Origin of the sequence: Ruegeria profundi (genome assembly GCF_001507545.1) — a bacterium.
GTDB classification, from domain to species: domain Bacteria; phylum Pseudomonadota; class Alphaproteobacteria; order Rhodobacterales; family Rhodobacteraceae; genus Ruegeria; species Ruegeria profundi.
This window is the reverse complement of the sequence record NZ_LQBP01000003.1, coordinates 139,298-157,914: the sequence shown is the minus strand read 5'-3', so window position 1 is coordinate 157,914 and position 18,617 is coordinate 139,298. Positions and strand designations below refer to the sequence as shown.

17 protein-coding genes and 2 tRNA genes are annotated in these 18,617 nt (G+C 56.4%); 11 read left to right on the top strand and 8 right to left on the bottom strand.

Going from position 1 to position 18,617, the window contains the following annotated elements:
• Positions 1-86: 86 nt before the first annotated feature.
• Entirely contained in the window at positions 87-500 is a 414-nt protein-coding gene (locus AVO44_RS06720; protein ID WP_068334392.1) for a secondary thiamine-phosphate synthase enzyme YjbQ, read from the bottom strand.
• Positions 501-517: 17 nt separating this feature from the next.
• On the bottom strand, positions 518-919 hold the full coding sequence (locus tag AVO44_RS06715; RefSeq protein ID WP_068335285.1) for a hypothetical protein: 402 nt from the start codon (positions 917-919) through the stop codon (positions 518-520).
• 307 nt (positions 920-1,226) lie between these two features.
• Here AVO44_RS06715 and AVO44_RS06710 point away from each other — a divergent pair, with 307 nt between their 5' ends.
• The gene (locus AVO44_RS06710) at positions 1,227-2,246 is read left to right on the top strand and encodes a helix-turn-helix domain-containing protein (RefSeq protein WP_068334391.1); all 1,020 of its coding nucleotides are present in this window, start codon (positions 1,227-1,229) and stop codon (positions 2,244-2,246) included.
• 182 nt (positions 2,247-2,428) lie between these two features.
• Here AVO44_RS06710 and rpoD read toward each other — a convergent pair whose 3' ends face one another.
• The 4 genes from rpoD to AVO44_RS06690 all read right to left on the bottom strand — a co-directional run bounded on the left by rpoD (position 2,429) and on the right by AVO44_RS06690 (position 8,437).
• Positions 2,429-4,417, bottom strand: a complete 1,989-nt coding sequence (rpoD, locus tag AVO44_RS06705) for an RNA polymerase sigma factor RpoD (RefSeq protein WP_068334388.1) — start codon at positions 4,415-4,417, stop codon at positions 2,429-2,431.
• Positions 4,418-4,530: 113 nt separating this feature from the next.
• On the bottom strand, positions 4,531-6,480 hold the full coding sequence (gene dnaG / locus AVO44_RS06700) for a DNA primase (protein ID WP_068334385.1): 1,950 nt from the start codon (positions 6,478-6,480) through the stop codon (positions 4,531-4,533).
• An 80-nt stretch (positions 6,481-6,560) separates the two neighbouring features.
• Positions 6,561-6,860, bottom strand: a complete 300-nt coding sequence (locus AVO44_RS06695; protein WP_068334384.1) for a hypothetical protein — start codon at positions 6,858-6,860, stop codon at positions 6,561-6,563.
• Positions 6,861-7,006: 146 nt separating this feature from the next.
• Entirely contained in the window at positions 7,007-8,437 is a 1,431-nt protein-coding gene (locus AVO44_RS06690; protein ID WP_068335282.1) for a Glu/Leu/Phe/Val family dehydrogenase, read from the bottom strand.
• Between the two features lie 327 nt (positions 8,438-8,764).
• Between AVO44_RS06690 and AVO44_RS06685 the strand changes: the two genes are divergently transcribed.
• From AVO44_RS06685 to AVO44_RS06675, 3 genes are read left to right on the top strand one after another with little or no spacing between them, the layout of a single operon-like run.
• Entirely contained in the window at positions 8,765-10,465 is a 1,701-nt protein-coding gene (locus tag AVO44_RS06685) for a pilus assembly protein (RefSeq protein ID WP_068334383.1), read from the top strand.
• Positions 10,462-10,992: a TadE/TadG family type IV pilus assembly protein gene (locus AVO44_RS06680; protein ID WP_068334380.1), complete on the top strand. Its 531-nt coding sequence runs from the start codon at positions 10,462-10,464 to the stop codon at positions 10,990-10,992. Before AVO44_RS06685 ends, AVO44_RS06680 begins: the two co-directional genes overlap by 4 nt.
• A gap of 1 nt (position 10,993) precedes the next feature.
• Entirely contained in the window at positions 10,994-11,581 is a 588-nt protein-coding gene (locus AVO44_RS06675) for a TadE/TadG family type IV pilus assembly protein (protein WP_068334378.1), read from the top strand.
• Here the strand turns inward: AVO44_RS06675 and AVO44_RS06670 are convergent.
• Positions 11,541-12,035, bottom strand: coding sequence for a hypothetical protein (locus AVO44_RS06670; RefSeq protein ID WP_068334375.1), 495 nt, complete (start codon positions 12,033-12,035; stop codon positions 11,541-11,543). The two genes, AVO44_RS06675 and AVO44_RS06670, sit on opposite strands and share 41 nt — an antisense overlap.
• Before the next feature lie 147 nt (positions 12,036-12,182).
• Here AVO44_RS06670 and AVO44_RS06665 point away from each other — a divergent pair, with 147 nt between their 5' ends.
• Positions 12,183-13,094, top strand: coding sequence for a pirin family protein (locus AVO44_RS06665; RefSeq protein ID WP_068334373.1), 912 nt, complete (start codon positions 12,183-12,185; stop codon positions 13,092-13,094).
• A gap of 5 nt (positions 13,095-13,099) precedes the next feature.
• On the opposite strand, the gene AVO44_RS06660 is transcribed toward AVO44_RS06665, so the two are convergent.
• Positions 13,100-13,687: a TetR/AcrR family transcriptional regulator gene (locus AVO44_RS06660; protein WP_068334366.1), complete on the bottom strand. Its 588-nt coding sequence runs from the start codon at positions 13,685-13,687 to the stop codon at positions 13,100-13,102.
• An 84-nt stretch (positions 13,688-13,771) separates the two neighbouring features.
• On the opposite strand from AVO44_RS06660, the gene AVO44_RS06655 reads away from it, so the two are divergent.
• From AVO44_RS06655 to AVO44_RS06630, 6 genes are all read left to right on the top strand, one after another.
• On the top strand, positions 13,772-14,035 hold the full coding sequence (locus AVO44_RS06655) for a hypothetical protein (RefSeq protein WP_233421946.1): 264 nt from the start codon (positions 13,772-13,774) through the stop codon (positions 14,033-14,035).
• A gap of 127 nt (positions 14,036-14,162) precedes the next feature.
• A complete protein-coding gene (locus tag AVO44_RS06650; RefSeq protein ID WP_068334361.1) occupies positions 14,163-15,449 on the top strand; it encodes a homoserine dehydrogenase in 1,287 nt (428 codons plus the stop codon).
• A 70-nt stretch (positions 15,450-15,519) separates the two neighbouring features.
• Positions 15,520-16,503 carry a class II fructose-bisphosphatase gene (glpX, locus tag AVO44_RS06645; protein WP_068334360.1) on the top strand — a complete coding sequence of 328 codons (984 nt, stop codon included), beginning with the start codon at positions 15,520-15,522 and terminating at the stop codon, positions 16,501-16,503.
• Positions 16,504-16,594: 91 nt separating this feature from the next.
• Complete coding sequence (gene recJ / locus AVO44_RS06640) at positions 16,595-18,337, top strand: single-stranded-DNA-specific exonuclease RecJ (RefSeq protein WP_068334358.1); 1,743 nt, start codon at positions 16,595-16,597, stop codon at positions 18,335-18,337.
• 98 nt (positions 18,338-18,435) lie between these two features.
• Positions 18,436-18,510, top strand: a tRNA-Glu gene (locus AVO44_RS06635).
• Positions 18,511-18,531: 21 nt separating this feature from the next.
• Positions 18,532-18,606, top strand: a tRNA-Glu gene (locus AVO44_RS06630).
• Positions 18,607-18,617: the final 11 nt, after the last annotated feature.

Here is an 18,617-nt window from a genome sequence, read left to right as displayed (position 1 = left end):
GTAAGCGCTGCGGCTTACTTATCCACAACTATAGGACACCCGCTAGGATTTGGGTAGTCGGAATTTTCCACCGCTAAATAAAGGGGTCACGCAAAATGCGCAGCGACGCTTCGATTATGCGGTGCGCTACGGTGTTCGAACAAATAAATCCCCTGCCATGTGCCAAGAACAGGCCGCCCAGACGTCACGGGTATCGCAAGCGAAACAGGCAACAGCGCGGCCTTGATATGGGCTGGCATATCGTCCGGGCCTTCATACGTGTGCCGCAGATAGGCCATGGATGGATGGTTGGACGGTGGCACCAGCCGCTCGAAAAATGCCCGCATATCTGTTTGTACGTCGGGGTCGGCGTTTTCCTGGACAAGCAGTGAACACGACGTATGTCGGACAAACAGCGTCAGAAGCCCATCGCGCGCGATGGGCTTTAGCCAGTCACGCACGTCCGAGGTAAATTCGTACAACCCCGGACCCTGCGTCGATAACTCGAACTCGGTCTGCATTCTTTGTTTGATCTTTGTTAATTGATGAACGGGCGGCCTCTGCATCGGGCATTGGCAGCCTGAACAGACATACTGTATCCCGGCTGAAATCCGGAAGAGAAAACGCCGCTTGACTGCTGCGGGGCGCCCTCTGGTGCGACCAGCGTAAATTGTACCGCAGTTCTGCGGCCTGTCGCCTCGCTAGGACCATAGCCACGCTTTACATAGATGCGCTGCTGCCAGCCTGCCCCCAACGTTCTGCGGGCAAAGTCTGCTGCCGCGCACCAATACCCATCCGTATCCGTTCGACCGCGCGGGATCACTTCGAAAACCGAGTTATTCACCGCTACCGTCTGAAAGCCCAAACGGCCGTTAAATGCCGTAGCCGGAGTGCCGAGCACGACAGCCGCAAAAACCACATAAGTCATAAGCTTTTTCATAATCATACTCTTTTGCTGTTTCGAGGTATGTAACGACGTAGCTTGCTTTGAAACCCAACAAAGCCCAATCACAAGGAATTCAGCCGGGACTGACGAAGAGGCGAAATCTGCATCTGCATGCCCCAAAACCCACCCAAACACGGAACAGATTTTTTGCCAAAGGCAATGAAAATCTGAATATGTACTTTTTTCTTGTTTTTAACTGCCAGAACCATTCGAATTTCAGTCAATTGATCTAGACTTATTATCACACCGTGTTTTCCGCCGAATTGGCGGGAAGCAGATTGAAAGCACAGTGGAGAAGGTCATGGAAGTTGATATCGCCCGCCTTCAACTATTGACCCGCGTGCTTGATCAACAAACTAACGGTACTGAAGCGTCAGATCGCATTCTCGAAAAATGCAAGCTGAGCCGCAGCGCACTCTCTGACTCTACGTCCATGTGCAGCGCCCACCAAGAGGCCCTGTTTGCACGATATGCGTGCGATGTAGTGGGCGATATCACGTTCGCGGCGCAAGCCGGGTTGCAGTTTTCAGCCTCGTCCAGCCTGACGGCATATATAAGCAAGTATTCACGTGACTTACGGCAGGTCATCGAGAACACGTCGCGATTTCACCAAATCATTGACCCCGCTATCGCCTTCACCCTGCGATTGGCCGGGAACTTCGCCACCATCGAAGCGGATTGGAAGGATGCCAGTTTTGCCCGCTACCACCGAAGGACCGAATTCCTGATCTTCGCTGGGTTGGCCCGTATGCGGACCCTCACGCAGTCAAATTTCTATCCGATCGAGATCAGGTTTCAGCACGAAGTAGGCAAAAACAGCGAAAAGTTTCAAAAGCTTGCAGGATTTCCAATCGTTTTTGGCGCAGAAAAGCTGGAAATCGTGGTGGCCGTGTCCACGCTAGACTTGCCCATTCCCACCTACGATTCAAACCTGCGCGCGCATCTTCTGCAATATGCCGAGCACGTTCTGGCCGAGCGAAAATCTTCCAAGCAGCCGCTTCGTGCTCAGGTCGAAGGGCTGATCACCCAATCGATGCCCGGCAAGATCATCAACGCGGACGAGGCTGCCGCCGATCTGGGGATGAGTCCCCGCACCTTTGCGCGGCGGCTCAAGCACGAGGGCACCAGCTATCGCGGTATCGTCGACGACCTGAAATGCGATCTGGCGCAAACATTTATCACCAATGGCATGCCTTTGTCCGAAATCGCCTATGCGCTTGGCTATGCCGACCAGCCGGCCTTTTCAACGGCCTTTAAACGCTGGACTGGTCAAGTCCCCAGTGCGTTCCGCAGTCGACTGAACTTTACGGGGGGGTCTTGAAACGGGCGACCGGGGGTCATGGGCAACTCAGCCTCGCCCCGGCCTGTCCCGTGAGTGGACATCAGGCATATAATGGGGCGTATTGACTTCGCCTTGTGAGTTGCCGCCAATTTTACTGGAAAAGCGGTCAACGTGACCTTCTGTGAACGAAAAAAGGCGCCTCGAGTGAGGCGCCTTTGATATTATTGATCCAGGAAGGACCGCAGCTTACGCGACCGGCTGGGGTGTTTCAACTTACGCAGCGCTTTCGCTTCAATCTGGCGAATACGTTCGCGGGTCACGCTGAATTGTTGGCCGACCTCCTCAAGCGTATGGTCGGTATTCATACCAATGCCAAATCGCATCCGCAGGACACGTTCCTCACGCGGAGTAAGTGACGCCAAAACCCGTGTGGTCGTTTCCTTGAGGTTTTCCTGAATGGCGCTGTCCAGAGGCAGAACCGCATTTTTGTCCTCGATGAAATCGCCAAGTTGGCTGTCTTCCTCGTCGCCAATTGGTGTTTCAAGGCTGATCGGCTCTTTGGCGATCTTCATCACCTTCCGAACCTTCTCAAGCGGCATCTGCAGCTTTTCGGCAAGCTCCTCGGGCGTCGGCTCGCGACCGATCTCGTGCAGCATCTGGCGACCAGTCCGAACCAGTTTGTTGATCGTCTCGATCATGTGAACCGGGATACGGATCGTACGAGCCTGATCTGCAATCGACCGTGTAATCGCCTGACGGATCCACCACGTCGCGTAGGTCGAGAATTTGTAGCCGCGGCGATATTCGAACTTATCCACCGCTTTCATCAAGCCTATGTTGCCTTCCTGAATAAGATCCAGGAATTGCAGGCCGCGGTTGGTGTATTTTTTAGCAATCGAGATCACAAGGCGCAGGTTGGCTTCGACCATTTCTTTCTTGGCCTGCCGAGCCTCCTTCTCACCCTTCTGAACCTGCTGAACGATACGGCGGAATTCGCTGATATCCAGACCGACATACTGACCCACCTGGGCCATATCGTTACGCAGTTCCTCGACCTTGTCGGTCGAGCGTTCGATGAACATCTGCCAGCCCCGGCCCGGTTTTTCAGCCATCTCGGCCATCCAGTTCGGGTCCAGTTCGCGTCCGCGATAGGCGTCAATGAATTCGCGACGGTTAATGCGCGCCTGATCTGCCAGCTTCACCATCGCACTGTCCAGCGACATGACGCGGCGGTTAATGCCGTAAAGCTGGTCGATCAGCGCCTCAATCCGGTTGTTATGCAGATGCAGACCATTCACCAGTTCGACAATTTCGGCCCGCAACTTTTGATAGGTTGCTTCATCCTTTGCACTGAACGAACCATCTTCGTTCAACGTGGCAGAAATCCGGCTATCCTGCATTTCCGACAGCATCGAGAAGTCTGTCGAAATACGCTCAAGCGTGGTCAGAACCTGATCTTTCAGCGCGGCTTCCATCGCAGCCAGCGACATATTGGCCTGATCGTCCTCATCATCGTCATCATCGCTGGCGATCGGATTGCCGTCTGCGTCCAGTTCTGGGCCTTCTTCCTTTGCAGGCTTTGCGGCCTGAACGACAGATGTGTCAACGACAGGCTCTTCGACATCGCCGTCTTCGTCCATCTGGTTGCCAAACGTGGCCTCAAGATCGATGACGTCGCGCAGCAGAATGTCTTCGGAAAGAAGTTCGTCGTGCCAGATGGTGATCGCCTGGAAGGTCAGCGGGCTTTCGCACAGCCCTGCGATCATGGTGTTGCGCCCGGCCTCAATCCGTTTGGCGATCGCGATCTCGCCCTCACGGCTCAGCAGTTCGACGCTGCCCATCTCACGCAGGTACATGCGGACGGGGTCATCGGTGCGGTCCAGCTTTTCGGTGGCAGCACCAGCCAACGCAACCTCACGGTTGCTTTCGGTCGTGGTAAGTTCGGTCGAGCCTTTGTTTTCTTCTTCTTCGGCTTCTTCATCTTCGATGATGTTGATGCCCATTTCGGACAGCATCGACATGACGTCTTCGATCTGTTCCGAGCTGACCTGATCCGGTGGTAGAACCTGATTGAGCTGGTCGTAGGTGATGTACCCTTTCTCGCGGGCCTCAGCGATCATCTTCTTGACCTGGGCCTGGCTCATATCCAGCGAGATTTCCTGTTCCTGCTCGTCGGATTTGCGGTCTTCGTTCGTATCCTTGGCGGCCATTCAATGCTCCTGCAGGGATGGGTGATTCGTTTGACCGAATCATTAGCGCGTAGAAATGATTCGGCTACCCGTTTACCTGTTTTTCTTTTCCAGTGCCTTACGAAAACACCACCTTAACGGCGTTTTCGTTCGAAATTGATTCCCGACATAATCGCCTCGAACGCGTCTTTTTCGTCGCGATTAATGCGCGCACCATTGTCCGCGACGTCAAAAACAGCCCTGTCCTCATTCTGGCTCCGGCTTGCGCGGTTGCGCTCTTCGGCGGCTTGCGCCAGACGATATGTCAACGCCTCATCTGCCAGATCAGACAGCTCCTCTTCGGCTTCGGCAATCTCTGCATCCAACCCCCGGAGCGCCTTGATCTTTGCGAGTTCTTCGGCCAACGTCATCTCGGCCTTTTCAACGTCGCCTGGTTTATACACACAGGGGATCACTGCGACATGGCGAAGGGCCAGCAGGTTTTCAAGGGCTTCGGGCCCCAAAGATGCAGCGATGTGGTCTTTAAGGTTGTCTGGATCATCTACCGCGTGGCACAGGATCGCATTTCGCAGCGCCGCATGATCAGGATCGCGACATTCCATATCTTCCAACTGATTTTCGAACTGCACCACAACCTGCGGATTCAGAATGGAAATGGCCAGAATGGCAGCTTCCCGCAATTGGATTTCCGCATTTTCAGACGATGCAAGGAATGAGGTCCGCGCGCCGGGTGTTGCGGGTTGTTTCTGTGGTTGCCATTTGCCGCGCGGCTGCCATTGCTGGCCCTGAGTTTGGCGCTGCGGGCGGAAAAGCTGCCATCGAAGGTCCTTGATCTCTTGGCCATAGTGAGACCGGATCGATGGGTCGCGGATCAGCTTTATCTTGTCGCGCAGCACCTTATCCAGTGCCGCCTTACGCTCGGGGCTATCAAACACCTTGCCTTCGGTTTCGCGCTGCCACAGCAATTTGACCATCGGAATGGCCCCATCCAACACGGCCTGCACCGCCCCTGCCCCTTCGGCACGCAGCAGGTCATCAGGGTCCTTGCCTTCTGGCATCAGAGCAAAGCGCAGAGATTTGCCGGCTTCCAGAAGCGGTAGCGCCAGATCAACAGCGCGCATCGCGGCGCGCAGACCTGCGGTATCACCGTCAAGGGCGATGATCGGCTCATCCGAAATGCGCCACAGCAGTTGCAACTGATGCTCGGTGATCGCGGTGCCCAAAGGCGCTACCGACGCGCCGAATCCGGCCTCGGCCAGCGCAATCACGTCCATGTAGCCTTCCGCAACGATCAAGGGCTGCCCCTTGCCAGCCGATTGCCGTGCGGGACCATGATTGTAAAGACTGCGACCCTTGTCGAACAGCTCGGTCTCAGGCGAATTCAGGTACTTGGCATTATCACTGGGGTCCATCGCCCGACCGCCAAAAGCGATACAGCGACCGCGCGGGTCACGGATCGGGAACATGATCCTGTTGCGGAAAGTATCGTAGGGTTTCTTGCCCTTGTTCGACGGCTTCGCCAGCCCTGCGGCAAGGATCAGATCTTCCTCGATGCTCTTGCCACGGAGATGATCCCAAAGGGCTTGCCAGCCGTCTGGGGCAAACCCAATCTCCCAACGTTCCAACGCCTGCGCGCCCAACCCGCGGCGAGTCAGGTAATCGCGCGCGGCACCCCCTGCCCCAGTTTTCAGTTGCAAGCGAAAGAACTGAACTGCCTGCTCCATCACGTCAGCAAGTTGCGAGCGGCGATCCTGCTTTTCCTGCGCCTTCGGGTCGCGGGCGGGCATCGGCATTCCTGCCTCGCGCGCCAGAATCTCAACCGCTTCGATGAACGAGACATTCTCAGTTTCTTTCACAAAGCTGATCGCATCGCCTTTGGCGTGGCACCCGAAGCAGTAGTAAAACCCCTTTTGGTCATCGACATGGAAGGACGCGGTCTTTTCATGGTGGAACGGGCACGGTGCCCACATATCACCTTTGCCCTGATTGGACTTGCGCTGATCCCACATAACCTTGCGACCAACGACCTGAGACAGGCTGAGCCGGGTTCGCAGTTCATCAAGAAATCCGGGGGGCAGTGACATGGGTCAAGCTTCGCAGAAATGTAAACGCGCGCCAAGAGTACAGCGCGCTGTTGTCCACAAAGAAATCGCCGCCCTGTGGACTATTGTTGCAGGCAAAGCTCCAGCCAAGCCGCGCCCAAATCTTTTTTGCGCACATCACGCATCTTTTGCTCATACACCCAAGGGGTAATCAGTGGGATCGCAGCATTGTAGTTTTCTGGCCAAGCTGGCGACGTCTCAGCCACCGCTTGTGGCACGTCGCGTTCCTTGACCTTGTCCAATCGGGCCTTTTGAATCGCCGCAACGACATCGGCCTGATACTGGCAGCTTTGTTCTTTCGTTTCTTCAGCAGCCAAAGGTGTGGCCAGCAGCACAAAGGCAGCTAGGGCGGTGCGCAACATAAGAGTCTCCCGGAATCGTTTCTTTCCCGGCAGCTTACCTGCCCCAGTGACCGTCTGCTATCACCCTTTTCGTCACGAACCCGCGGTCGTGGCAGACCAGCACTGCAGGCTGTTGGGCTTTCACCCAACCGCCACAGTCCAAAGGATCACAGCCCTTTGGCGCGATAGCTTTTAGAAACGCGGTCAATGGCCACGATATACGCCGCCGTGCGCAAATCCGCCACATCGTCGCGGTCGTGCCAAACCTCGCGCATGGACTGGTAGGCAATGCGCATTGTGTCGTCGAGACCCGACCGCACCAATTCCAGCTCATCCGCGCCCTTGAGATATTTTGCCTTGAAATCAGGGGACATCGACCACGCATCGCCAAGATATCGGTCCAACCGTTCCAATTCGCTGACAATCAACTCGTGCCGCGCCTCTTCCTGACGGCGCTGCATGCGGCCAAACCGGATATGACTGAGGTTCTTGACCCACTCGAAATAAGACACCGTCACGCCACCGGCATTCGCGTACATGTCGGGGATGATGACCGTACCCTTGTCACGCAGAATCTCATCTGCGCCGGCTGTCACGGGACCATTTGCCGCCTCAATGATCAAAGGCGCCTTGATCCGCTCGGCGTTGGTTAGGTTGATGACACCCTCAAGCGCAGCCGGAATGAGAATATCGCATTCCGCCTCAAGAACCGTGGCTCCATCGGCCGAATGTGTCGCATCGGGATAGTCCTTCACACCGCCGTGTTTCACAATCCACTGGCGGACAGCTTCGACATCGATCCCCTCGGGGTTATAAAGCGCCCCATCCCATTCGATGATGCCGACAACTCTTGATCCATCCTCTTCGCTCAGGAACTTGGCGGCGTGGTAGCCCACGTTACCCAAGCCTTGAACGATCACGCGCTTGCCGTCCAATTTCCCCGACAGACCTGCCTTCTGAACATCTTCGGGATGGCGGAAGAACTCGCGCAGCGCGTACTGAATACCCCGCCCGGTCGCCTCAACCCGGCCCGAGATACCACCCGCATTCAACGGCTTGCCCGTCACACAGGCCCGCGCGTTGATGTCAGTGGTGTTCATGCGTGTATACTGATCTGCCATCCAGGCCATCTCACGCTCGCTTGTGCCCATATCAGGCGCAGGAACGTTCTGAGACGGATTGATCAGGTCACGTTTGGCCAGCTCGTAGGCAAACCGCCGCGTGATCTGCTCCAACTCGTGCTCTTCGTATTGCCTGGGGTCAATGCGCAACCCCCCTTTCGACCCACCAAAAGGCGCTTCAACCAAAGCACATTTATAGGTCATCAGGGCTGCCAGCGCCTCAACCTCGTCCTGGTTCACGGCCATCGCGTATCGGATACCACCCTTCACCGGCTCCATATGTTCGGAATGAACCGAGCGATAACCGGTGAACGTGTGAATCTGCCCTCGAAGACGCACACCGAACCGAACGGTATAAGTGGCGTTGCAGACCCGGATTTTTTCTTCCAACCCCGGAGGCAAATCCATCAGGGACGCCGCCCTGTTGAACATAAGGTCCACACTCTCGCGAAAACTGGGTTCTTTAACGGCCGTCATTGAGTCCTCCGTGCCAGCGAACGACATGCGTTCTGACGTCTTGTCGCACCCAATGCGTTAACGATCAATAATTAAGCAGAAATAAAACCCGAAAACCGGGAAAGAAACTCTCATTTGGCCCTGAGTCGCCGGTCCTGCGGTACGCAGCCATAATTGTCGCCCATTCGAAAACAGATCCGCAGGATGCCCACAAATTATCCCGATTTTTCAGGCAAATCGATCAAGTCAGCGGGTTTTTCGCCAAAATCCCGCCACGTTTCGGCGATAATTTTCTGAAAGTTATTTTTTCCTTGGCAGCACGCATGTCTGCTCAGCGAGGTCGTCAATATGAAAAAGCGCATATTTCAAAGTGGCGCACATAAAGTTGAGAATAACCTCTCAAAAGCGCGTCGGTTCGCCAGCATCTTCGCCAAGCAGGAAGATGGCGCCGTCTTTACACTGTTCGTGATTATCGGGCTGATCGTCATGTTTGCGACAACGGGCATCGGTGTCGACATCATGCATTTTGAGCGTGACAGAGCAAACCTGCAGGGCACGCTTGACCGTGCAGTTCTTGCGTCTGCCAACCTGAAGCAACAACAGCCGCCTTCGTCTGTGGTTAAAGCCTACATGGAAAAGTCAGGTCTGAAGGACAAGCTTACGGGGGAGCCGGTGGTCGTCGAAGGGATCGGCTCCAGGAAGGTAAGTGCTACGGCCTCTACGGTAGTCCAAACGCACTTCATGCGCTTTTCCGGCATTGATACCCTGACGGCCAATGTTGCCAGTACAGCAGAGGAATCCGTTGGTTCCGTCGAGATTTCTTTGGTTCTGGACATGTCCGGCTCGATGAACAGGGCCTCAGCCACCGAAGGGAAAACCAAGATCGAAGTTCTGCGCAAGGCGGCCAAGACCTTCGTGACCGAGATGTATTCTAAAGAAAACCCTGACAAAATCTCGATCTCAATCATCCCCTACGCCACGCAGGTGAACGCTGGAGAGGATATACTGGGCAAGTTTACCAACGTCACATCGGAACATGGTTACTCGCATTGCCTGAACTTTCGCGGGTCAGATTTCCGACAGGCAACGTTGGATCCGACGTTGTCATATCAACGGACGGCCCATTTCGATCGCTACAGACCATCACGTGGGAGTCCATGGGAAGAAAACCGCTATCCTACTTGCCCCACACGTCCCGGCAGTGAAATCACCGCGCATACAAACGTCGTCGCCGATCTGCATGCGCGTATCGACGACCTGACTGCTTTCGGCAATACCTCGATCGATATTGGTGTGAAATGGGGTATGGCTATGCTGGACCCTGAATTCCAGGGCATCATCAACCAGTTGTCGAAAGAAAGGGTAAGCCCGTCTTCGACAAAAACAATTGTTCCAGCGACTTTCAAAGATCGCCCAAAGAACTATGAGGATGATGTTCAGAAGATCCTGATCGTCTTCACCGATGGCGAAAACACGTCACAGTACAGGCTCAAAAGCTCTTTGCGCGACGGAAATTCGGACGTGTGGTTCAACGCTGACTACGTTCACTGGGACGGCAAAAAGGGTGAATACAGCGTACGGATATCTGATCCGGGCGACCCGCCGCGTTACTACTGGACGCGGCAGAGAAAATACAAAAACCACCGCTACGGCGACAAGGACTCGCAGGCTGGTGATCCCATTCGCCTGACTTACCCGCAATTGTTCAACCGCGTTTCGCTGCGCTGGAACGCTGAATACAACTATGCTTGGCAAGACAATAACATCAGAAATCATTACAACCGAGCGTATAACTCTATTGGTTCGTCGACCAAAAACACACGGACATCCGATATCTGCGCCGCTGCCAAGAACAAAGGCGTGATCGTATACGGAATCGCGTTCGAGGCACCTCCGGTCGGGGTGACCACGATCGAAGACTGCGCCAGCAAACCCAGCACGGTATACAAGGTCAACAGCGATGGAACCCTCGGCTCCAACAACCTGACCCTTGAAGAAGTGTTCGAATCGATCGCGGCATCGATCAAACGCTTGAAGTTGACCCAATGACACGCCGAGCTTGGGATAACATACTCCGCTTCCGACGTTCGGAAGAAGGCAGTCTGGTGGTTGAATTCGTCATTCTGTTCCCACTGTACCTCGCCTTCATTTTATGCGCGGTGGAGTACGCGTTGGTGACGGTCAAACAGTCGATGCTTGAACGGTCTGTTGACTTGGTCGTTCGAGACATCCGTCTTGGTACCGGGTCAGGGCCGACCCATGACCAAATCAAGGAGGCGATCTGTGAACAGACTTTGGTCATCGATGATTGCAGTAACAACTTGCAGCTAGAGATGATCCGTCAGAGCGCATTTACCGGCGTCACGCTACCAGCGGAACCGGACTGCACAGACCGGTCGGAAGAGGCCAAACCCGTCCGTGAATTCACGAATGGTCCGCCGAATGAACTTATGATCCTGCGCGCTTGCGCAATCGTCGATCCGGTTTTCCCGACGTCATCAATGGGCCGTGCATTGGCAAATGATGACGGTCTGATCGCACTTTCGGCAACCACTGCTTTCGTCCAGGAGCCTTGATATGTTGCGTGTTTTCTTGAATACCCGTCAATTGCTAGGCAGATGGCTACGGCGTGAAAATGGTGCCCTCACGGTGGAAGCTCTGCTGATATTCCCTTTGTTTGTATACACCGTCTCGCTTACTTATACTTTCTACGACGGGTTTCGCCAAAGCACAGCAAATCTGAAGGCGGCTTACACGGTCAGTGATCTGATTTCGCGCGAAAAAGATGGAATAAACGACACATACGTATCCTCCATGCATCTATTGATGCAACGAATGGTGAATAACGAATCCGAAATGAGAATGCGCCTGTCTTTCATCAGGTACAAAGAGGATGAAGACCGTTTGGTCGTTGACTGGTCAACAAGCTGTGGATTCGCAGAAACCTGGACCAACGTTAATATAGAAGCCTTGCGAGACCGCCTTCCGCCGCTGTCAGATCTGGAGCCTTTGATCATTGTCGAGACAGTAAACAACTATGAGTGGACGATCAAACCGCCGTGGATGAATACGGACTATAGATTTGAGAATTTCATCTTCACCCGGCCGCGTATCGCTGACCAGATTAGCGCGGATAATCTTTCTGAACAGGGCTGTACTGCGTAATCAGGGCTGTCAGCACCTCGGATAAAAACTTGGTTTCGGCGGCCGTTGTCATACCGCCGACGCCAACACGGCGCCCCAAACGCCACCACAGGCCAGGATCCCAACTGTTTTCAGCACTGTTTCGTGTTTTCAGCAGAAACCCGTTTGACGGTTTGAACGCGAAAACGCCCCTGTCGACGGCTTCAATATCCTCTACTTTCGCAATGAGGCGCCCTGTCCCGGTTCGGAGCTCGGTCTCTGTCAATTCAATCGAATCAGAGGTCGCTTGCCACATGCGGTATGCCAGCCAGAACGTCCCCCCCCCTACTGCAATGAGGAAAATCAGCCACATCGGCTCAGGCGGTCGTGTAACGGCCACGAACAGGACCAATCCGCCGACAATACTAAGCATGCCAACACCCAGCCAGCGTCTTGCAGGTGAAGGTTGAATAGTGGCCAGTACGTCTTGTTGCATGTGAACCCCTGCGATTTTTCCGAGGGTTTAGCCGCTTTGATCCGGAAATGACAGAGGGGCAGATTCCCGCACAGTGACCGTTTATTTCTGCTGATTGACCCTCATCATGCTTATCTTACATGCATACCAAAGCTATTGGAGGCCACAATGTCCCTACGACCAGTTTTGGAAACCCGCAAAGCCACCCCCGCACTTGAGGGCGCAGGCGTCAAGCTGCACCGCGCTTTCGGGTTTCATGACCCGTCAGAGCTTGACCCGTTTTTGCTGTTTGACGACTTTCGGAACGAGCGGCCGCGCGATTATCAGGCCGGTTTCCCCTGGCACCCGCATCGCGGGATCGAGACGATCACATATGTGCTTGCAGGCGAGGTCGAACATTCGGATTCGCTGGGCAACAGCGGGACACTCGGCGCAGGCGACGTTCAATGGATGACCGCCGGGTCCGGAATCCTGCACCAAGAGATGCCAACAGGTAACGCCACGGGTCAGATGCATGGGTTCCAACTGTGGGGCAACTTGCCTTCGGCGCAGAAAATGACGGCACCGCGCTATCAGGATGTGCAAAGCAAGGAAATCCCCGAAGTAACTGATGATGACGGTACAACGGTTCGCGTGATTGTGGGCGAATTCTGGGGCAAGACCGGCCCTGTCGACGGGATTGCCGCCGATCCGCAATATCTGGACGTTCGCGTTCCGGCGGGGGTCAAGAAGACCTTTCGTATCGACACCTATCGTCGCGCTTTCGCATATATCTTTGAAGGTCAGGCCGCTTTTGCAGACGCCTCGCAACCCACTGGTGTCCTTCTGGAAAAAGAAGTTGCGGGGCAAGAGGTGAACATCCGCGACATGTCCGGCGACAGAACGCTTGTCCGGTTTGGCACCGGGGATGAGATAACCGTGCAGGCCGGGCCTGAAGGCGTGCGGTTCCTGCTGATCTCGGGCGCGCCAATTGCCGAACCTGTCGCCTGGCACGGTCCGATCGTCATGAACACGCGGGCAGAGCTTGAAAAAGCCTTCCGCGAGTTGCGGAACGGAACCTTCATCCAGCCGGCACACTAGATCTTTCAGGCCGAGACCGAGCGGCGGACCATATCCCAATAATTCTGCTCAACCTCGTCCAGAGACAGACGACCACCTGCGCGATACCAGGTCATCACCCCGTTTAGCATGGCGATAACGGCAAGGGTGGCGACCTTGGTATCCGCAATATCGAAAAGCGCAGCCCCCTGCCCTTTGCGCAGGATGGCTTCCAAAGCGTCTTCGTATTTACGGCGCAAGGCTTCGATTTCCGAAAAGTTCTCGGGCGTGAGATTGCGCAGTTCCATATAGGCGATGAATACTTCATCCGGGCGCTCAAGATGGAACCGGATGTGGAACCTAACGAACTGATGTAACGCCTCAAAGGCATTCTCAGGCTGCGTAAGTTCGCCGTAAGCTGACAAAAGCTCTTGCATGTGCTCATGCATCAGGTGGAACAAAAGACTCTGCTTATCCGGCGTGTAGTTGTACAGCGCCCCGGCCTGCACCCCGACCTCGGCCGCGATCTGGCGCATGGATACCGCCGCATAGCCGTGGCGGGCGAACAATCCCAACGCCGCTTTTCGGATACGCGGGCCGGTAATATCGGAATGTGAACCTTGAGTGCGTGCCATCACCTCACAGTATCTGAACGTATGTTCAAATAGAAGCCCGCTTGAACCAGCGCGACAAAAGGTGCATCACGGTTGGGATCGACCTTGAAAGGGTTCCGTATGAAGCGTCTGCCGTTGCTGATCTTGGTGCTGATTTGCGCTGGCTGCGCAGATTTCCCCGAGCTGGAAGGAAGCGAACTGCCCGAGCTCAGATCGGCCCGCTATCCCAAGCTTATTCCCCTGCAAGAGGCACTAGGACCCCCGGTTGAACCGGCGAACGAAGCGGCTGATGTCGAAGAAGATTTGAAGGCTCGGCGCGAAGCGCTTGAGAAAAAGTCGCAGGACCTTCAAAACACTGAAATCAACTGACCCCTTGGGATTCACCCCAGTTCGGACCGCGACGCATTGCACCCTAGCGCCGAACCCGATAAGGCAGCGCTGAACGGGCGACAGGCCCGGTGCAACGGAAATCTTCGAGCGGAAAGGAACCCACGGGATGACACAGGCGCTGCGGCTGGGAATTGCGGGCTTGGGAACAGTTGGCGTGGGTGTCGTGAAGATCATCCGCCGCCATGCGGACCTGCTGCAGGCGCGTACTGGTCGGCCGATCGAAATCACTGCCGTTTCCGCACGTAATGCGAAAAAGGATCGCGGTGTAAACCTGTCAGACTATGCGTGGGAATCAGACCCTGTAGCGCTTGCCAAACGCGATGATATCGACGTGTTCGTAGAATTGATTGGTGGCGAGAATGGCCCGGCCAAAGCCTCGGTCGAGGCAGCACTGGCCAGCGGCAAGGATGTGGTCACCGCCAACAAGGCGTTGCTGGCGATCCACGGTCAGGAATTGGCCGAAAAGGCCGAGGCCGCAGGCCGCGTGATCCGGTTCGAAGCCGCCGTTGCAGGTGGCATTCCGGTCATCAAATCCCTGACCGAAGGGCTGGCCGGAAACGAGATCAAGCGCGTCATGGGCGTGATGAACGGAACCTGCAATTACATCCTGACCCGGATGCAGTCGCAGGAGCTGGGCTATAACGCTCTGTTCGAAGAATGCGCCGAGTTGGGATACCTTGAGGCTGACCCAAACCTTGACGTTGGCGGCATTGATGCGGCGCATAAGCTGGCGCTTCTGTCGTCGATTGCGTTTGGGACCAAACCGAACTTCGACGGCATTCAGATCGAAGGCATTCAGCAGATCAGCCTAGAAGACATCCATCAGGCAGACGATATGGGATATCGCATCAAGCTGCTGGGTGTCGCCCAGCGATCAGCCCGCGGTCTGGAACAGCGGATGCAACCCTGTTTGGTGCCCAGCACATCGGCCCTGGGGCAACTTGAAGGCGGCACAAACATGGTCGTGATCGAAGGCGATTCCGTCGAACAGGTCGTTCTGCGCGGCCCCGGCGCCGGTGAGGGACCAACTGCCAGCGCCGTCATGGGCGATGTGTGCGATCTGGCGCGCGGATTGCAGATTCCGACCTTTGGCCGCCCCGCGACCTCGTTGCAGGATGCGCAGGCCGCAGTGACCGGACTGCCCGCCCCCTATTATGTACGCCTTGCTTTGTTCGACAAACCCGGCGCGCTGGCCAAAGTGGCGGCTATCCTGGGGGATGCAGGCGTCTCAATCGACCGGATGCGCCAGTACGGTCATTCCGAGAGCACAGCCCCGGTCCTGATCGTCACCCACAAAACCACACGGGCGACGTTGGATATCGCGCTGGAAGGCTTCAGCAATGCCGATGTGGTGGCAGACGAACCCGTCGCCTTGCGCATCGAAGAGGTTTGACACTTGCGGTAAACCTAAAACGCGGGCTATGCCGAGATAAAAACCGAAAGTGACCTGAGGATAGTGAAAAATGAGTGCTGCCAAGATTGATTTCAACGACCGCCTGCTGTCTTTGGGCCTGGCGCGTGTCGCAGAGCAGGCCGCGCTTGCCTCGGCATCGCTGGTTGGACGCGGCGATGAAAAAGCGGCGGATCAGGCCGCTGTGAACGCCATGCGCGAACAGTTGAACCTATTGGACATCGCGGGTGTCGTGGTCATCGGTGAAGGCGAGCGTGACGAGGCACCGATGCTGTATATCGGTGAAGAGGTTGGCACAGGCAATGGCCCCGGTGTGGACATCGCGCTGGACCCGCTTGAAGGCACAACCCTGACCGCCAAGGATATGCCTAACGCGCTGACCGTGATCGCCATGGGCCCTCGCGGATCGATGCTGCACGCCCCTGACGTTTACATGGACAAGCTGGCGATTGGCCCGGGCTTCCCCGAAGGGATTGTGACTCTCGACATGACCCCGCGTGAACGTGTTGAGGCTCTGGCCCAGGCCAAAGGGTGTAAACCGTCTGATATTACCGTCTGTATCCTGGAACGCCCACGTCACGATGCGATGATCGCCGAGGTGCGCGAAACCGGGGCATCAATACGTCTGATCACCGACGGAGACGTCGCCGGTGTGATGCACTGTGCTGAAAGCGAAGTGACCGGGATCGACATGTACATGGGCCAAGGTGGCGCGCCCGAGGGTGTGTTGGCCGCAGCCGCGCTGAAATGCATGGGCGGTCAGATTTTTGGACGCCTGCTGTTCCGCAATGATGACGAACGCAGCCGCGCCGCCAAGGCTGGCATCACCGATCTGGACCGCGTGTATGCCCGCGATGAGATGGTTACCGCTGACGTGATCTTTGCCGCAACCGGCGTGACCGGTGGTTCGCTGCTGCCGCGCATCAAGCGCGAGCCCGGCTGGGTTGAAACCACCACTCTGCTGATGCGGTCGAAAACCGGCTCGGTTCGTCGCATGTCGTACCGCACACCGATGTGGTCGCACGACAACGCCTAATCGCTTGCGCCTGAACCGCGCGCAAGGGTATCCATACACACAACGAGGCCGGGTCCGAGAGGGTCCGGCCTTGGCACATGAAAGGCAGGGCATGAGCTTTTTAGGGGTTGAGCAGTCATTGACCGGACGGCGTTGGGTTGGACCGTCGGCAGAAACCGAGCGGGCCACTGAAATGCTGATCCAACAGGCGGGCTTGCCCCGCGCAGTCTGTCAGGTGCTGGCGCGACGCGGCGTTCCCGCAATGGAGGCGCCGGGGTTTCTTGAACCCAAGTTGAAGGAACTGCTGCCCGACCCGCGATCCATGAAGGATATGGAAAAAGCAGCGACCCGCTTCCTCGCGGCGGTTAGGGCCAAACAGCGGATCGCAGTGTTCGCAGATTATGACGTGGATGGCGGTAGTTCCGCGGCTTTACTTCTGGTCTGGCTGCGACAGATGGGCCAGCAAGCGACCCTGTACGTGCCGGACAGAATTGATGAGGGATATGGCCCCAACGTTCCTGCGATGCAGGAATTGGCCGCGACGCATGACCTCATTCTCTGCGTCGATTGCGGCACCTTGAGCCACGAACCGATTGCAGCCGCCAAGGGCGCTGACGTGATCGTTCTGGACCACCATCTGGGCGGTGAGACGTTGCCGGACTGCGTCGCCGTAGTGAACCCGAACCGGCAGGACGAAAGCGGCGATTTGAGCTATCTCTGCGCCGCGAGTGTCGTCTTTCTGATGCTGGTTGAGGCCGGGCGCCAGCTGCGCGAGGCAGGTGCAAAAGGGCCGGACCTGCTTGGGCTGTTAGATCTTGTAGCACTTGCAACCGTGGCAGATGTGGCCCCTCTGATCGGGGCGAACCGGGCACTGGTACGGCAGGGGCTGAAGGTCATGGCGCAAAGGCAGAGGCCGGGTTTGGTGGCGCTGTCGGATGTGGCCCGCATGGATTCGGCGCCCAACAGCTATCACCTCGGGTTCCTGCTTGGCCCTCGTGTCAACGCAGGCGGGCGGATTGGTCAGGCTGATCTGGGTGCGCGGTTGCTCAGCACTGACTCGATACACGAGGCCGAGGCTCTCTCGCAGCGTTTGGATCAGTTGAACACCGAACGCCGCGACATCGAAAACGCCGTGCGTGCGGCAGCTTTGGAGCAAGCCGAAGAACGGGGTCTGGATGCGCCGCTGGTATGGGCGGCAGGCGATGGCTGGCATCCCGGAGTGGTCGGTATCGTGGCATCGCGTCTCAAGGAGAATGCGAACCGCCCTGCGATTGTCATCGGTTTTGACGGGGATGAGGGCAAAGGATCGGGCCGATCCGTCTCCGGTGTCGATCTGGGTGCTTCGATCCAGCGTCTGGCGGCCGAGGGGCTACTGGTCAAAGGCGGCGGTCACAAGATGGCAGCAGGCCTGACCGTGATGCGCGATCAACTGGAACCCGCGATGGCACGGTTGAGCGAACTGCTGGCCAAACAGGGCGCGGGCGAAGGCGGCCCCGCCGACCTGAAACTGGACGGCACGCTGATGCCGGGCGCAGCCACAATCGACCTGATCGAACAGATTGAAAAGGCCGGGCCGTTTGGGGCCAGCGCCCCTGCCCCACGATACGCGTTGCCTGACCTGCAAGTTCGGTTTGCCAAGCGTGTCGGAGAATCTCATCTGAAACTTTCGTTGTCCGATGGTGTCGGCGGCGGTCTGGACGCTATCGCCTTTGGTGCATTTGATGGCCCGATGGGTGAGAAGTTGTCAAATCATGGCGGCGCGCGGCTCCATTTCGCCGGACGGCTCGAGGTCAACAGCTGGGGCGGGCGGCAGACGGTTCAACTCCGGCTTGAAGACGCGGCACAGGCCAGTTGATCCAGATATCCGGCGCGGCAAAAAACTTTCACAACCTTGCGTTTTTCGGCTTGCGGGGGTCACAGTGAAACCGTAAAAGGCGCTCCACAAGCCAGCGTGGCCCGTTCGTCTATCGGTTAGGACGCCAGGTTTTCAACCTGGAAAGAGGGGTTCGATTCCCCTACGGGCTGCCATTTGGCTAAAATGACTCAAGTGGCCCGTTCGTCTATCGGTTAGGACGCCAGGTTTTCAACCTGGAAAGAGGGGTTCGATTCCCCTACGGGCTGCCATTTGATTTCCT

Bases quoted from the DNA above. Each gene is read 5' to 3' on its own strand.
- AVO44_RS06720 (WP_068334392.1), bottom strand. From the start codon at position 500: ATGCAGACCGAGTTCGAGTTATCGACGCAGGGTCCGGGGTTGTACGAA.
- AVO44_RS06715 (WP_068335285.1), bottom strand. From the start codon at position 919: ATGAAAAAGCTTATGACTTATGTGGTTTTTGCGGCTGTCGTGCTCGGC.
- AVO44_RS06710 (WP_068334391.1), top strand. From the start codon at position 1,227: ATGGAAGTTGATATCGCCCGCCTTCAACTATTGACCCGCGTGCTTGAT.
- rpoD (WP_068334388.1), bottom strand. From the start codon at position 4,417: ATGGCCGCCAAGGATACGAACGAAGACCGCAAATCCGACGAGCAGGAA.
- dnaG (WP_068334385.1), bottom strand. From the start codon at position 6,480: ATGTCACTGCCCCCCGGATTTCTTGATGAACTGCGAACCCGGCTCAGC.
- AVO44_RS06695 (WP_068334384.1), bottom strand. From the start codon at position 6,860: ATGTTGCGCACCGCCCTAGCTGCCTTTGTGCTGCTGGCCACACCTTTG.
- AVO44_RS06690 (WP_068335282.1), bottom strand. From the start codon at position 8,437: ATGACGGCCGTTAAAGAACCCAGTTTTCGCGAGAGTGTGGACCTTATG.
- AVO44_RS06685 (WP_068334383.1), top strand. From the start codon at position 8,765: ATGAAAAAGCGCATATTTCAAAGTGGCGCACATAAAGTTGAGAATAAC.
- AVO44_RS06680 (WP_068334380.1), top strand. From the start codon at position 10,462: ATGACACGCCGAGCTTGGGATAACATACTCCGCTTCCGACGTTCGGAA.
- AVO44_RS06675 (WP_068334378.1), top strand. From the start codon at position 10,994: ATGTTGCGTGTTTTCTTGAATACCCGTCAATTGCTAGGCAGATGGCTA.
- AVO44_RS06670 (WP_068334375.1), bottom strand. From the start codon at position 12,035: ATGCAACAAGACGTACTGGCCACTATTCAACCTTCACCTGCAAGACGC.
- AVO44_RS06665 (WP_068334373.1), top strand. From the start codon at position 12,183: ATGTCCCTACGACCAGTTTTGGAAACCCGCAAAGCCACCCCCGCACTT.
- AVO44_RS06660 (WP_068334366.1), bottom strand. From the start codon at position 13,687: ATGGCACGCACTCAAGGTTCACATTCCGATATTACCGGCCCGCGTATC.
- AVO44_RS06650 (WP_068334361.1), top strand. From the start codon at position 14,163: ATGACACAGGCGCTGCGGCTGGGAATTGCGGGCTTGGGAACAGTTGGC.
- glpX (WP_068334360.1), top strand. From the start codon at position 15,520: ATGAGTGCTGCCAAGATTGATTTCAACGACCGCCTGCTGTCTTTGGGC.
- recJ (WP_068334358.1), top strand. From the start codon at position 16,595: ATGAGCTTTTTAGGGGTTGAGCAGTCATTGACCGGACGGCGTTGGGTT.